Source organism: uncultured Roseobacter sp., assembly GCF_947493125.1.
Taxonomy (GTDB): Bacteria; Pseudomonadota; Alphaproteobacteria; order Rhodobacterales; family Rhodobacteraceae; genus Roseobacter.
The window spans coordinates 186,385-199,992 of the sequence record NZ_CANLQB010000006.1 but is presented as its reverse complement, the minus strand read 5'-3'; the positions used below and the strand labels follow the sequence as shown (position 1 = coordinate 199,992).

Here is a 13,608-nt window from a genome sequence, read left to right as displayed (position 1 = left end):
GTTTCAGGCTGGTTGCCGCTTTCGGCGGAGCATTTTGAACGCTGGCATAAAGATCAAGATCAGGGCGATCACGGTGATCGGTCCGGCGATGGGTCGGGTGAAGAAAATTGAGGGATCTCCCGACGACAACAAAAGCGACTGGCGTAGTGTCGGCTCCGCGATCGGTCCCAGTACGATCGCCAGCACCGCGGGGGCAAGCGGGTAGTCGAACTTCCGCAGGAAGAACGCGCCCAAGCCGAAGATCACCATCAGCCAGATGTCGAACATATCGCGCGTTGCCGCATATCCCCCGACGATGGACAGCACGAAGATCATGGGCGCCAGCACTGTAAACGGCATGCGCAACATCCAGATGAAGAGTGGGATAAAGGCCAGGTTGATCAGAACTGCCGCCGCATTGGACACGTAAAACGAGCCGATCAGACCCCAGACGAATTCAGTCTCGTCGACAAACAGCCGTGGTCCGGGAACAAGCCCCCAAATCACCATGCCACCTAGCAGGATCGCCGTGGTCGGCGAGCCCGGGATGCCCAAGGTAAGCATCGGCAACATCGAGCCGGTGGAGGCGGAGTTGTTGGCCGCCTCGGGCGCGGCAACGCCGTCCGGGTTGCCCTGTCCAAATGTCTCTGGTTTGCGGGAGATCATCTTGGCCACGCCGTAGGACATCAGCGAGCCGGGCGTGGCCCCTGCGGCAGGCAAAACGCCAACGAAGAAGCCGAGAAAGGATCCGACGAATGTTCCCTTCCATCCCTTCTTGGTTGCTTCTTTTGCGTCTGAGGCCATGCCTTTCAAGGTCATTTTGGGTGTGGTCTTGCTGACCTCGCCGCGTGATTGCTCAATGGTCCAAAGCATCTCACCGATGCCATACACGCCGATCGCCAGGACGAGGAATCCGATCCCCTGCAGAAAACCATTCATCTCGAACAGAATTAGCCGTGGTGCGCCAGATATCTGGTCGAAGCCAACCGAGCCGAGCACCAGCCCAAAGCAAATCGAAAAGATGGTCTTGGGAATGTCATCGCCTCCCAAGCCCACAAACGTGGCAAAAGCCAGGAGCATCAGCGCAAAAACTTCGGGTGGCCCGAAAGACAGTGCCACGGATGCCAGCGCGGGTGCGAAAAGCGTGAACAGCATGTTCGCAATCGTTCCACCGACGAAGGACGCCAAGGCAGCTGTCACCAAGGCCAGACTTGCACGCCCTTGGCGCGCCAAGGGCCGTCCGTCGAAGGTCGTGGCAACCGCCGTCGAAGCGCCAGGTATGCCTAACGTGACAGATGAAATCGCCCCGCCGTACATCGCACCATAGTAGATTGCCGCAAGAAAGATGATCGCCGAGCCGGGGGGGACCAGAAACGTGACGGGAAGCAGGATCGCCACACCGTTGACCGATCCCAACCCAGGCATGGCGCCGATCAGCAGGCCGACACTGACCCCGATCACAATCATGGTCAGGTTGAGCGGCTGCAATGCGAGCAGCATGCCATCAGCAAGAAGAGCTAGGATCTCCATAGTCAGAAAGGCTCCTTAACCGCAGGGCGCAGCGGTGATCAGTAGATGATCTCGTAGAGAACGTTAAAGACGGGGTCCGTGAAGGGCATGCCCGTTGGCATTGTGATCCGCATGGCACCTTCGAAGAAAAAGAAAAAAACCAGGGGCGTGATCAGCGCCAAAGAAAGACTGAGACCCCAGCCATGCCGTCCGAGATACTTGACGTAGTACAACAGGAAAACGGCGATCGCTCCGTACATCGAAATGATGTTGACCAACGCAACAAAGCCGACGATGCCGCCGCCGACCATGATCAGCATCTTCCACCCGTAGGCGTCCAAGACAGGCTCTGAGGATTGCGACGGTGGGCTGGTCCCGCGCCACCAATTGAACGCGATCATTCCGCAGCACAGCAGCATGATAGCGGACAACCAGAACGGCCAAGCACCACCTCCCGGACCCTGCCCGGCGATGTAGCCGACCGGCAGTTCGGTGCTCTTCCACATCAGGTACAGGGAAAAAAGGGCCAGAACGCCCGCGGTTACGATCTCACCGTTGCGCATCTGGCCCTCATCTTCCGTTCAGCTCTCAAGGACGGCGTCTTTACTCGCCGAGGGCAGCAAGCAACTTCTTGTGGTTCTCCACTTGCAGCCCCCAGTATTCCTGTTGCTGCGCTGCATCCATCCACAGCGGTGACAGGCTTTCGGAGGTCAGGTATCCCTGCCAATCTTCACTTTCAAAGATTTGGGTGAAGACGTCCTGATAATAGGCGGCGGCCTCATCAGACATACCTGGCGCTCCGACAACCGCCCGCTGGTTGTAGTAGGAGAAATCATGACCTTTTTCCTTGATGGTCGGGACGTCCGGATAGGCCGGCATACGCTCGTCCGAGAAGGCCAGGAGCGGCACGAAATCTCCCGCCTCATAAAATCCTTTCGCCTCGGCCGGGTTGTTTACGGTCGCCATAATCTGCTTGCCTGCAAGATCCTTAGCCACCGCCCCACCGCCGCTATAGGGGATATATTTGATGTCCAGATCATAAGCATCCGACATATAGGCGATCACGATGGAATCTTCCTGTCCCTGACCGGTCCCGCCCATCACGAACTCGCCGTTCATGGATCGGACCTGCTCGACGTACTCCTCAAACGTCGTCATGCCCGAATCCTTGTGCACCCAAAGCACAAAGGGGTCGACGCCCATCATGGCAATCGGCGTGAAGGTCTGAATGTCGATGCCGAGGTTAGCCTGCCGCAAGGGGGTCGTGAAGAATGAATTCAGTGTGACCAAAATCGTATGATCGGGGTCATTGGTCCCGCTCACATGGATCAAAGCTTCAGCACCTGAACCGCCGCCCTTGTTATTGGGTACGAGAGGTCTGTTGGTCAGATCCTTTTTCTCGGCGACAGACTGAATGAAACGCGCAATCTGATCGGCTCCGCCACCGGGCCCAGCCATGATCGTGAAGTCAATCGGCTTTCTCGGTTGCCACCCATCGGCAAATGCAATCCCGGGTGTGGCCACCAACAAACTGGCTGCAATGGTCCCCAGTAGATGACGTTTTGTAAGCTTCATATCAGTCCCTCCAATACTGAAAGTAGGCCATGCCAAATCAGCCATGAGCCCGTCCGCGCCACTGTTGAACCGGTAACTATCTTGCGTAAACCCGATTTCAACTATTATTTTATTTCGACACTGAAATCAGTGTGCCAGCACAACGGGAATGTCCGCAGCATCCACAACCGCTTGTGTATTTCCACCCAAGAGCGTTTCGCGTTCATGGCTTGTACTATAGGCACCCATCACCAGCAGTCCGGCCTTTGTTTCATGGGCTTTTCTGAGCAATGCCGCACCGGGGCTCTCGGCCTCGAACCTGTGAATCTCGGCGGAGATCCCACGCAGTTTGTAGTAGTCCACCAGTTCTTCCGCCGTCGCCCCGTGTGGCTCGCCCTTGCCCCCCGCAAGGATCACGACGGAGCCGGCTGCCCCCACAAGATCAAGTGTCAGCGCAACGGTACGGGACGCCTCCAATGAGCCATTCCAGGCCACAGCGATCCGCTCCCCAAATGCGTCTGGGACATGTTTTCCGGTTGGGCACATCAAAACCGGCCTCCCGGTCTGGAACAAGCCGGATTTGAGCGAGTTCGTCCCGACGTTTCTGTCGCGGTCCGGCTTGGCCACGACGATCAGATCCGCGAGCCGACCATTGTGCTTGATGACATCCGCCATGCGTCCGCTCTCTTCCACAAACTCGACTGTCGTCTTGTTTTCCGGGGAGGCGGGTGTTTCGTTCAGCTGCAGTTTCTCAGCCAGAGAATGTAACTCTTCCCTGAGTTCTCTCTCCTGTTGGTCCGCCAGTTCCTGCGCCTGTGTCAACATGGTTTTGCGGGCAAAGGCCGGCAACGGCACGCCATAGGGCATCAGGTCTTCAGCGCGTGTGCGGCAGTGGGCGACGACGACATGGGCATGGTGTCGCCGCGCAAGTGCCGCTGCATGCCCAAGGACCGTTTCCACCAAACCATCGCCCCTCACGGGAACGAGTATCTTGCTCAACATCGGCGCTGCCCTCCACTGCGGTCACTATCCCTGCGGCGGTCAAGAGAAAAGCCTGACACGAGCATACGCAAGCGTACGCAGTCAGACCTCTGGTGACCTTTGCGGCGCACAACATAGACCAGAAATCAGAAAATACACTGGCGCCGACAGTTTATTGCGCAAAAGGCTCAGTGAGTGGTAACAAAAGGCAAAGGGGTAGAACTATTGGAACCCATTGGCCTGACTTTGGAAATGTCGGTAGTACTCGGACTGCTGGCCTTCACCGTTTTCCTTTTCGTCTCAGAAATCGTCCGAATTGATCTTGCTGCGATCATGGTCATGGTTCTGTTGGGCTTGCTCAGTCAGATCCCAGCTTTGAGCTCTTTGGCAGACGTGAGTCAGCTTTTTGACGGCCTCGCGTCGAATGCTGTGGTGTCCATTATTGCAGTGATGATCATTGGCGCTGGCCTCGACAAGACCGGGCTGATGAGCAAAGTTGCCTCCATTATTCTCAAACATGGCGGAAAGACCGAAACCCGGATGATTCCTATCATCTCGGGCACTGTCGGGGTGATCTCGTCTTTCATGCAGAACGTGGGTGCAGCGGCGCTTTTCCTTCCGGTGGTCAGCCGGATATCGGTGCGCACCGAACTGCCGCTCAGCCGCCTGCTCATGCCGATGGGATTTTGTGCGATCTTGGGCGGCACCATGACGATGGTGGGCTCCTCGCCGCTGATTTTGCTCAATGACTTGCTGTTGAGTGCGAATGAAACACTTCCCGAGGCTCAGCAGATGGCGCCTTTCGGTCTGTTCTCGGTGACGCCCGTTGGGCTTTCGCTTGTGGTCACAGGGATCCTCTACTTCGTTGTCTTCGGGCGTTGGGTGCTGCCCGCGGGTCGCAAGGAGGGCGAGGCAACGAGCGGCACATCCTTGAAAGATTATCTGAAGAGCATTTATGGGCTGAAGACCGATATTTTTGAGATATCGGTGCCCGAGGGACATCCCTGCGTTGGCGAGACGTTCGATGACGTGATGCAGCGCTACCACGTTTACATTATCGGCAGCGCCTATCGGGGCAAGCGCTGGTTCGCCCCCGTCATTCAGACCCAGATCACCGCGCCCTGCAGGCTGGCGATCCTTGGTCGCAGGAAGGTCATCGATCAGATGGTTGCGGAGGGCGGATTTGTTCTGCACCCGCAACTTGATGTTTTTGCCGAGGACTATGCGCCGACCAAATCCGGCGTGGCGGAAATGGTTGTGCCGCCCGGCTCTTCGGTCATCGGCAAGTGTGCGCATGATCTGGTGTTTCGCAAAACCTATGGGGCCAGCCTGCTGGCCATCCACCGTGACGAAGAGACCATGAGCTATGTCGAGACGGAAGAGCACGCGCCCACGGCGGTGGGCGAGGTGCCCTTTCACGCGGGCGACACGCTGGTCATTCACAGCACCTGGGAAGCACTGACCCGGCTGACACGTGACCGCGATTTTGTGGTGGTGACCACGGATTTCCCGCAAGAAGAATTGCGCCCGACCAAGGTGGGTTGGGCGCTGGTGTTCTTTGTCATTTCCATCTCGCTGATCCTCTTCACGGACCTGCGCTTGTCGCTCTGCCTGCTGACGGGGGCCGTGGGCATGATCCTGACGGGCGTTCTGGATATTGATGATGCCTATGCGGCAGTCAGCTGGAGCACGGTGTTCCTGTTGGCCAGTCTCATCCCGCTGGGTCAGGCGGTGCAGACCACTGGCACAGCAGAGTGGATTGCCCAGCAGATCCTGGCCCTGCTCGACGGCTGGCCGCTGTGGTCGTTGCAGGCCGGTGTGGCGGTGCTCGCCACGGCGTTCACGCTGATCATGTCGAATGTGGGGGCGACCGTGCTTTTGGTGCCGCTGGCGGTGTCGATTGCCATTGCGGCGGGCGGCGATCCGGCGATATTTGCGCTGACCGTCGCGATCTCCACGTCGAATTCCTTCCTGATCCCCACCCATCAGGTGAACGCCCTGATCATGGGGCCCGCAGGCTACAAGGTGACCGATTTCATGAAGAGCGGTGGCGTGATGACGGTCCTGTTTCTGATCGTCTCGCTGCTCATGATGAACGTGGTGTTCTGAGCGCTTGGGCGCCAACCCCCGGTGACAGGGGCTGGCGCAGGGTGTGATCAGCGCGTGCGCCGCTGTCTGAACGCCACGAGCCCGGCCAATGCAATCACGGCCAGCCCGGTCATCAAAGCTGTGGGCGAGGTCGCGGCGATCTCGGCTTCGTGGTGCGCCAAGGCCGGGGTGGCGGCCAGCAGGGCGGGCAGGGGTGTGAAATACTTCATATGGCGTCCTTTCCAGAAGCGGGGTGGGTTTGCAAAAACGTGCGCAGGTCCGTGACCTGTTTGGCGTCAATCGAGACGTAGATGAGGCCCATGTTGGTGCGCTCGGTCACCATCTCGCCGGGATAGGGCAGGTAGCTGAGCTCGCGCGAGCCAAAAGACGGCGAGGCTGTGCCCACCTGCCATTCGGTGCTGAGCTTCACATCGACCAGTTTCATCGACGGCCCGCCGCCGGGCGCGTCGATTTCCAAGGGCACACCTGCGATGCGCAGGTATGACATCTTGTCCTTGGCGGCGATGAAGCCGTCGATGAATTGCTCGGTCAGGACCTGTAATTCCGCCGCGCCATCGGCCTCGTGCATGTGGCTGTGCAGGTGATCGGGGTGGTCGTGGTTGTGGCCGATGTGGCCGTTTACAATGTCATGTGGCATTGGACCACCGCTTTCCCGTGAACGCGCCATGGGGGATCTTGACCGGCTTGTCGATGTGCCGCTTGTGCGCGCCCATCTTGCCCGCCGCCACCAGCGAGCCCAGCACATCGACGATCACCCGCGTGCCCATGAGGGCCGTGATTTCCGACTGGTCGTACGGGGGTGCGACCTCGACCAGCTCCATCCCGCAGATGCCTTCGGCAGCCACCTTGGAGGCCAGCGCCAGCGCTTCGCGCGGCAGGAACCCGCCCGGTTCGGGCCAGCCGGTGCCGGGGACAAAGCCGCAGTCGATGCTGTCGATGTCGAAGGACATATAGACCATGTCGACCCCGTCCCAGGCCATCTCCAGCGCCATCTCGGCGGTCTTGTCGACGCCCATCTTCTCCATGTCGCCCATGGTGATGATGTTGGTCTCGCGCTCGCGGGCGACTTTCACCGCCTCGCGCGGGACCTGCCAGCCGCCGATGCCCACCTGGACGAGGTTCTTCGCGGGCACGTTGGGCAGCAGCGTGGAATGGAACCACGGTGTCGTATGCATCCGCTCGTCGAGGTCTTTCTCCTGGATGTCGGCGTGGCGGTCGAAATGCACGATCCCGATCTTTTTCGACGTACACTCCGCGATGCCGCGCACGCAGGGAAAGCCGATGGAATGATCCCCGCCGATCATGATCGGCAGCGAGCCGGAGGAGGCCACATGGCTCACCGCCCGGCTGATCTGGTCGAATGTCTTTTCGATATTGGCGGGGATCGTGAACACATCCCCCGCATCGCAGAGCGTCATCTGCTCGCGCAGATCGATCCCCATCTCGTAGTTGTAAGGCGTGTAGAGGGCCGAGATCTTGCGCACCCCCTGCGGGCCGAATCGCGTGCCCGCCCGGTAGGTGGTGCCGCCGTCGAAGGGGATGCCGAGCACGGTCGCGTCATAATCCTTCACCTCGGTCACATCCTCGGCGTAGGGCGCTTTGAGGAAGGTGTTGATCCCAGCGTAATGCGGCAGCTCGCCGCGCGCAAAGGTCGGGATCGACTTGTCCTCAATGCTGTCGGCCCCCGTGAGCCCCATGCGCAGCGCCCATTTCTTCTCCTGCTCCCAGCCGGTTTCGGGCAGATCGCCTTCGGCCTGCATCGCCTTCCAGCCGCGCAGTTTGGTCAGGTCAGGGTGGTGGGCGCGTCGGTCTGCGTGGCGCTGATCGCGCGGGTGGTGCGACCGGCTCCTATCCGTTGGCCTGCAAAACATGGGTGTCCTCCTTGAGTGTTTGAAAGGGGATGCCGCCATCGCGGGCATCGAAATCGTAAGTGATGGTGGCCCCGTAGCGGTTGGGGTCGTGCGGGTCCCAGCGCGGTTTGTCGAAGACCAGCACCCGGTCGCCCAGCTTGAAGGCTTCTTCCAGATCATGGGTGACCATGAAGACGGTCATGCCGGTCTCGGCGCGCAGGTCTTGCAGGAAATCATGCATCGACAGCCGCGTGCCGGGGTCCAGCGCGCCGAAGGGCTCGTCGAGTAGCAGTACGCGGGGCTTGGCCACCAGCGCCTGCCCGATGGCGAGCCGCTGCTGCATGCCGCCCGACAGCGTCGCGGGATACTGATCGGCCACGTGATCCAGACCGATGCGCGCCAATGTGTCATCGGCGCGGGCCAGGGCCGCCTTGCGGTCCGCCCCGAAAAACCGGCCCCACGGGCGGCGAAAGCTTTCACCGGCCACGATGTTCTCGCGCACGGTCATATGCGGAAAGACCGAATAGCGCTGGAAGACGATGCCGCGGTCGAGACCCGGCTCGCGGGCGGGGTCGGCTCCGGCAACCCGGATGTCGCCCCGCGTCGGCTGCTCCTGCGCCAGCAGCAACCGTAGAAAGGTGGATTTGCCGCAGCCCGAGGCGCCGACGATCGAGACGAACGCGCCTTCTTCGGCCTCGAAATTCACCCGTTCGATGATCGGTCTCGGCCCGTAGCTCTGAAAGACGTTGCGGACGGTGACGAAGCTCACAGGCTGTCCTCCGCCCAGGGGAAGACCCGGCGCGAGACCCAGCGGAACGACCAGTCGATCAGAAAGGCAAGGATCGTGATCCAGATCACGTAAGTGAGGATCACATCCATCGCCAGATAGCGGCGCACGAGAAAGATGCGATAGCCGAGGCCAAGATCCGAGGCGATGGCCTCTGCCGCGATCAGGAACAGCCAGGCCGGCCCGATCTGCAAGCGCACCGCCTGGATGAGCCGTGGCATCAGCTGCGGCAGGGCGACCCGCAGCGCCAGCACCCAGCTCGACGCGCCCAGCGTCTGCGCCTTCACGCGCAGCTCCTGGGGCAGCTCCACAACCCGCTGGCCGAGATCGCGGATCAGACAGGGCAGGGTGCCCACGACGATCAGCACCACCTTTGAGGTCTCTCCCAGACCGAAGACGATGAAGAGGATGGGCAACAGCGCCAGCGGCGGGATCATAGACAGGACCGCGACGAACTGCGCCAGAAAGCTGCGCGCCAGCGGCAAGAGCCCGATCAGCAGGGCAAACACCAGCGCCGTGAGCGCGGAAATGGTTATGCCGAGGCCCAGACGCATCAGGCTTGCGCCGGTGTCATGCCAGAAGAGGATTCGCCCGCTGCGCCGGTCTGCTTCCGTGATCAAACGCCATGCGGTATCCCAGATCGTGCCGGGGGCGGGCAGCAGCTTGTCAGACGGGTTCTCGGCCAAGCGGATCTCGGACCCGATGGCATAGGCCACAAAGACCGCTACGAAGGGCAGGAGCATCAGAAACACCGCAAGCGGCCGGCCCGGTTTGATATTGATGATCCGCATGGGGGGGCAGCCCGGCCCCGAAGGCCCGGGCCCTGTCCTTCAGAGCGCGCCGTCGGCGGCCATTTGCATGTAGGTCGTATCAAACCGGAACATCACGTTGTTCTCGTCGCCCGTGGTGCTTCCATCGGGATAGGCCACGCCCACGAAATCCGCCGAGGGCGCGCCTTCGCCCAGGATGCCCTTGTCAAAGAGGAACTCGGCCACGCTGACCATCGTCTTTGGCAGCTCTGCGCTGGAGGTGAAGGCCACTGCCTCGGCGGGGTCATAGAACATCTCGGTCGAGGCGAGCTGGGCTTTGTAGCCTGCGAGATCGGTGCCCGAGGCCTCGGCCATCGCGGTCAGCACCTCTTCGTCACCGGCGGCCATGAGCCCCATGACCTCATACCACGCGCCCACCATCGCCTTGCCGAAGTCGGGATTCGCCGCCAGCGTTTCGGTGTTCACCACCATCAGGTCGATGATCTCGCCGGGGATGTCCGAGCTGTCAAAGAGCTTGTTGGCGGACGGGTCTTCGAGGATCGAGGAGACCAGCGGGTTCCAGGTCACCACTGCCTGCACGTCATCGGTGGCGAAGGCCGCGATCATATCCGCGTCCGAGGTGTTGATCACGCCGCCCAAATCTGCCTCGGAAAGCCCCGCGCTGTCGAGCCCGCGGGCGAGCAAGTAGTGCGAGACCGAAAGCTCCACCAGATTGACGGGCTTGTCCACGAGGCTGGCCAGATCGCCTTCGCCCTTGATGATCACCGCGTCATTGCCGTTGGAATAGTCGCCCACGATCAGCGCGGTGGTGTCCACACCGCCGCCCGACGGGATCGACAGGGTGTCCATATTGGTGGCGGACACGCCGTCAAACTGGCCAGCCGTGTATTGGTTGATCGACTCGATGTAGTCGTTGATCTGCACGATCTCGACGTCGATGCCGTATTTGTCGGCCCATTTGTCCATGATGCCGCTCTCTTCGAGATAGCCCCACGGCATCCAGCCCACGTAGATCGACCAGGCGACCTTGAAATCGGTCTTTTCCTGCGCCATCCCGGAGGTGGCCAGGCACAGCGCGGCTGCGGTGAGTGATACAAGTTTCTTCATCTTCGGTCCCCATTGTTTGTGTCGAATGGATTGACCGCGTGGAGGGCATGAGCGGAGCGCGGGTCAAACCAGCGCAGTAGCCTCCCGGGATTTTGCCCCGCCGTGTACTGCCCGGTCTTTCGCCGGACAGCGATATCTCTCGGACCAAGCCTTCATAGTGAAGCGGAACCCTAGATATCCTGCACGACTATCAAAGTCGGCCTTTCCGGCCAGTGCCAACAAAAACAGTGGTTCGGCGACCAATGTTCTAAGTAACTGCCTAAAGATCGTGCAGTATGCCCGGTGGCGTGCAAAGCTTTGCCACCTTTTCAAGGTTCGCGCGGCAGTTTTGCTCGCTGTCCAACCGCTCAGTATTTGTGCAGCCCGTCGAAATCCGCCTTGCCCAAAGCAAGCCCGTTGAGCCGAAGCGCAGCATAGGCCATCGACATATGGAAAATCATATTCGGCAAAGCAAAGCGGATCACATAATCGTCCGGCTCCTGAGAGAGCGTGGCCTCACCGGCCGTATGTGACACAACATAGCGCAATTGGTCCGGTGCGATCCGGCCAATCAGAACCGCAACATCCTGCTGGTATTGCAGCAGGCGGGGTACATTCGTCTCCTTCGGGATCTCTGGCACGCCCATACCCGCGGGTGGTCCCGCCGCACGGGCCGCGAACTGGATCGCGATGGCCAGATGGGTGCCCGTGTCAAAGCTGTCGGCGGCAAGTTGCGTGCTCAGCAAGTTTGCAGGGTTCGGCGCGCGTCCGATGCAGTGCAGCAGATGCGCGCAGCGGTCCAGGTAATGCTGAAGCGTGCGCAACGCAGGCGCGGCGAAACTCGTTTGCATCTCAGGTCTTTTGTCCAGCCATCGGGCAGAGACACCTTTCTCTCACGGCCCGCTCTCCCGGACAACTGGTCGAAACGGATGTCGCGTCACGCAATTGATGCACCCGACGCCCGTTCCAGCTCGATTAAAGTGAGATGCGGAACCGTGCGAAGCCATCTGGCCCGTCGCCAGCGGCCTCAATCTGCGCATTCACCTGGTTCAGATAGGCCTTCGCGGCGGGTCCGGTGTCGAACAATACGGTGGTGTCCTCCATCGATGTGAAGGACCAGTTGCCATCCGCCCTTGGGCTGATGGTGCCCTTCTCGACGATGTAGCGCACGATTACATCGCGGTTGGTGTCCGGCCCTTCGAAGATGACCGTCTCGGGCGTCGCTCCGGGGAAGTTCCCGCCTCCTCCCGCGCGATAGTTGTTGGTGGCAACGATGAACTCCGCTTTCATGTCCAGCGGCTGGCCATTGTAGGTCAGGTTCACGATACGATTGGCGGACGCATCCAACACTTCGCCTTTGGTATCGTATTTCGAAGGTTGCGACAGGTCGATCTGGTAAGACACTCCGTCGATTATGTCGAAATTGTAGCTCGGGAAAGATGTGTTGATCAGCGGCGCGTCCTGTGCGCCCGGCTCAACTCGGTTGAAAATACCGGCGGATCGTTCCAGCCAGTCTTTCACCTGCTGCCCCGTGACCCGGACGGCCCGCGCGGTATTGGGATAGAGATAAAGATCCGCGACATTCTTGATCGCCACGTCCCCCGCGGGCACATCCGTGAAATACTCTGGCCCGCCGCGGCCACCGGCCTTGAAGGGAGCCGCCGCCGAGAGGAGGGGCAGGCCTTCGTGCTTGGTCCCCTTCAGCATCTGTTCGATATACCACATCTGTGCGATGGAGACGATCTGCACGGACGGATCGTCTGCCACCAGCGCGAAATAGCTGTGCAACGGCGCATCCGTTTTGCCCACCGCGCGGCGCACATAGGCCAGGGTCGCGTCATGCTCGGTCTGGACGGAGGCGAGCACCTTCGGGTCGCTGTCGACCAGCGCGGTCACGCTGCGGTCTTCGTTGCGCTTCGAGATCGGCCGTGCCTCGGAGGCGGCTGAGACCACGCGCCATTCGCCACCCTCCTTTTCGATGAGCAGGTCGATCAGCCCCATATGGCTACCCCAGAAGCCGCCCATGGTAGCAGGGGTACCCATGACGGTCCCGGCCCCCACATCCACGCCCGAAAAACCATCATATTCTGACGACGGGAAGACGAGGTGACTGTGCCCGGTCAGAATGGCGTCGACACCGTCGAGCCCGGCCAGCGGTACCGCAGCGTTTTCCATGCCCTCTGTCGCGTTGGGTGACCCGATCCCGGAATGCGAAAGCGCAACGATGATATCCGCCCCCTCTTCCTTCATCTGCGGCAGGTAGGCCTGCGCGGTCTCCAGAATGTCGCGCGCCTGCACTTTGCCTTCCAGATGGCGGCGATCCCACGTCATGATCTGTGGCGGTACGAAACCGATCAGGCCGACCTTGATAGGGTGCTCCGCCCCGGCACCATCCGTGACGGCGTGATCCAAGATCACATAGGGCGGTATGAGCGTTTTGTCCTTGGTCGGATCGCTGCCAAGCTCCAGCGCCACATTCGCGCTGACCACCGGGAAATCTGCGCGTGCCAGTGCCTTCATCAGGAAGTCCAGCCCATAGTTGAACTCGTGATTGCCCAGCGTTGACGCATCGAAGCCCAGAGAGTTCATCGCCTGGATGACGGGGTGCATGTCGCCTTCCTTCATCCCGCGCTCATAGGCGATGTAGTCGCCCATCGGATTGCCTTGCAGGAAGTCGCCATTGTCGATCAACAGCGCGTTCGAGGCCTCATCGCGAATGCTCTGGATGAGCGACGCCGTCCGCGCCAGCCCAACCGTGTCGACCGGCTTGTCACTATAGTAGTCGTAGGGAAACACATGCACATGCAGGTCGGTCGTTTCCATGATACGCAGATGCGCCTGATTGGTGGTGGCGTTGGCCGAGAACGGGTGCAGCGCAATGAAGCCTGCGGTGCTTGCAAGAAAACCGCGGCGGTTGAGAGACATCGACATGGCGGGTCCTTTGGTTCATGGGTCGGAGCTGACTCGCCGGTGAGTGTACCCG

The 13,608-nt window shown here is 60.4% G+C and carries 13 protein-coding genes and 1 riboswitch; of the genes, 1 reads left to right on the top strand and 12 read right to left on the bottom strand.

The features are described from left to right. Positions 1 to 3 precede the first annotated feature (3 nt). The 4 genes from Q1A71_RS14645 to Q1A71_RS14630 all read right to left on the bottom strand — a co-directional run bounded on the left by Q1A71_RS14645 (position 4) and on the right by Q1A71_RS14630 (position 4,044). Complete coding sequence (locus tag Q1A71_RS14645) at positions 4 to 1,509, bottom strand: tripartite tricarboxylate transporter permease (protein WP_299677610.1); 1,506 nt, start codon at positions 1,507 to 1,509, stop codon at positions 4 to 6. 38 nt (positions 1,510 to 1,547) lie between these two features. Next, positions 1,548 to 2,051 carry a tripartite tricarboxylate transporter TctB family protein gene (locus Q1A71_RS14640; RefSeq protein WP_299677607.1) on the bottom strand — a complete coding sequence of 168 codons (504 nt, stop codon included), beginning with the start codon at positions 2,049 to 2,051 and terminating at the stop codon, positions 1,548 to 1,550. Positions 2,052 to 2,091: 40 nt separating this feature from the next. After that, positions 2,092 to 3,108 (bottom strand): tripartite tricarboxylate transporter substrate binding protein, encoded by a 1,017-nt coding sequence (locus tag Q1A71_RS14635; protein WP_299677604.1) that lies wholly within the window; start codon positions 3,106 to 3,108, stop codon positions 2,092 to 2,094. Between the two features lie 81 nt (positions 3,109 to 3,189). Further along, the gene (locus tag Q1A71_RS14630; protein WP_299677601.1) at positions 3,190 to 4,044 is read right to left on the bottom strand and encodes a universal stress protein; all 855 of its coding nucleotides are present in this window, start codon (positions 4,042 to 4,044) and stop codon (positions 3,190 to 3,192) included. Between the two features lie 231 nt (positions 4,045 to 4,275). On the opposite strand from Q1A71_RS14630, the gene Q1A71_RS14625 reads away from it, so the two are divergent. Further along, positions 4,276 to 6,132 (top strand): SLC13 family permease, encoded by a 1,857-nt coding sequence (locus Q1A71_RS14625; RefSeq protein ID WP_299677598.1) that lies wholly within the window; start codon positions 4,276 to 4,278, stop codon positions 6,130 to 6,132. A gap of 47 nt (positions 6,133 to 6,179) precedes the next feature. On the opposite strand, the gene Q1A71_RS14620 is transcribed toward Q1A71_RS14625, so the two are convergent. From Q1A71_RS14620 to Q1A71_RS14585, 8 genes are all read right to left on the bottom strand, one after another. After that, positions 6,180 to 6,341, bottom strand: coding sequence for a hypothetical protein (locus tag Q1A71_RS14620; RefSeq protein ID WP_299677595.1), 162 nt, complete (start codon positions 6,339 to 6,341; stop codon positions 6,180 to 6,182). Further along, the gene (locus Q1A71_RS14615) at positions 6,338 to 6,769 is read right to left on the bottom strand and encodes a hypothetical protein (protein WP_299677592.1); all 432 of its coding nucleotides are present in this window, start codon (positions 6,767 to 6,769) and stop codon (positions 6,338 to 6,340) included. The genes Q1A71_RS14620 and Q1A71_RS14615 overlap by 4 nt, the downstream gene beginning before the upstream one ends. Continuing rightward, positions 6,759 to 8,003 (bottom strand): agmatinase family protein, encoded by a 1,245-nt coding sequence (locus Q1A71_RS14610; RefSeq protein ID WP_299677589.1) that lies wholly within the window; start codon positions 8,001 to 8,003, stop codon positions 6,759 to 6,761. The genes Q1A71_RS14615 and Q1A71_RS14610 overlap by 11 nt, the downstream gene beginning before the upstream one ends. Then, complete coding sequence (locus Q1A71_RS14605; protein ID WP_299677586.1) at positions 7,981 to 8,751, bottom strand: ABC transporter ATP-binding protein; 771 nt, start codon at positions 8,749 to 8,751, stop codon at positions 7,981 to 7,983. Before Q1A71_RS14605 ends, Q1A71_RS14610 begins: the two co-directional genes overlap by 23 nt. Beyond that, complete coding sequence (locus tag Q1A71_RS14600) at positions 8,748 to 9,560, bottom strand: ABC transporter permease (RefSeq protein WP_299677583.1); 813 nt, start codon at positions 9,558 to 9,560, stop codon at positions 8,748 to 8,750. Before Q1A71_RS14600 ends, Q1A71_RS14605 begins: the two co-directional genes overlap by 4 nt. Before the next feature lie 39 nt (positions 9,561 to 9,599). Beyond that, entirely contained in the window at positions 9,600 to 10,646 is a 1,047-nt protein-coding gene (locus tag Q1A71_RS14595; protein ID WP_299677580.1) for a putative urea ABC transporter substrate-binding protein, read from the bottom strand. Between the two features lie 79 nt (positions 10,647 to 10,725). After that, positions 10,726 to 10,831: riboswitch (guanidine-I (ykkC/yxkD leader) on the bottom strand. 162 nt (positions 10,832 to 10,993) lie between these two features. Then, entirely contained in the window at positions 10,994 to 11,476 is a 483-nt protein-coding gene (locus Q1A71_RS14590; protein WP_299677577.1) for a DUF1993 family protein, read from the bottom strand. A 124-nt stretch (positions 11,477 to 11,600) separates the two neighbouring features. After that, positions 11,601 to 13,556, bottom strand: coding sequence for a bifunctional 2',3'-cyclic-nucleotide 2'-phosphodiesterase/3'-nucleotidase (locus Q1A71_RS14585; RefSeq protein ID WP_299677574.1), 1,956 nt, complete (start codon positions 13,554 to 13,556; stop codon positions 11,601 to 11,603). Between the last annotated feature and the right edge of the window lie 52 nt (positions 13,557 to 13,608).

Bases quoted from the DNA above. Each gene is read 5' to 3' on its own strand.
- Q1A71_RS14645 (WP_299677610.1), bottom strand. From the start codon at position 1,509: ATGGAGATCCTAGCTCTTCTTGCTGATGGCATGCTGCTCGCATTGCAG.
- Q1A71_RS14640 (WP_299677607.1), bottom strand. From the start codon at position 2,051: ATGCGCAACGGTGAGATCGTAACCGCGGGCGTTCTGGCCCTTTTTTCC.
- Q1A71_RS14635 (WP_299677604.1), bottom strand. From the start codon at position 3,108: ATGGCTGATTTGGCATGGCCTACTTTCAGTATTGGAGGGACTGATATG.
- Q1A71_RS14630 (WP_299677601.1), bottom strand. From the start codon at position 4,044: ATGTTGAGCAAGATACTCGTTCCCGTGAGGGGCGATGGTTTGGTGGAA.
- Q1A71_RS14625 (WP_299677598.1), top strand. From the start codon at position 4,276: ATGTCGGTAGTACTCGGACTGCTGGCCTTCACCGTTTTCCTTTTCGTC.
- Q1A71_RS14620 (WP_299677595.1), bottom strand. From the start codon at position 6,341: ATGAAGTATTTCACACCCCTGCCCGCCCTGCTGGCCGCCACCCCGGCC.
- Q1A71_RS14615 (WP_299677592.1), bottom strand. From the start codon at position 6,769: ATGCCACATGACATTGTAAACGGCCACATCGGCCACAACCACGACCAC.
- Q1A71_RS14610 (WP_299677589.1), bottom strand. From the start codon at position 8,003: ATGTTTTGCAGGCCAACGGATAGGAGCCGGTCGCACCACCCGCGCGAT.
- Q1A71_RS14600 (WP_299677583.1), bottom strand. From the start codon at position 9,560: ATGCGGATCATCAATATCAAACCGGGCCGGCCGCTTGCGGTGTTTCTG.
- Q1A71_RS14595 (WP_299677580.1), bottom strand. From the start codon at position 10,646: ATGAAGAAACTTGTATCACTCACCGCAGCCGCGCTGTGCCTGGCCACC.
- Q1A71_RS14590 (WP_299677577.1), bottom strand. From the start codon at position 11,476: ATGCAAACGAGTTTCGCCGCGCCTGCGTTGCGCACGCTTCAGCATTAC.
- Q1A71_RS14585 (WP_299677574.1), bottom strand. From the start codon at position 13,556: ATGTCGATGTCTCTCAACCGCCGCGGTTTTCTTGCAAGCACCGCAGGC.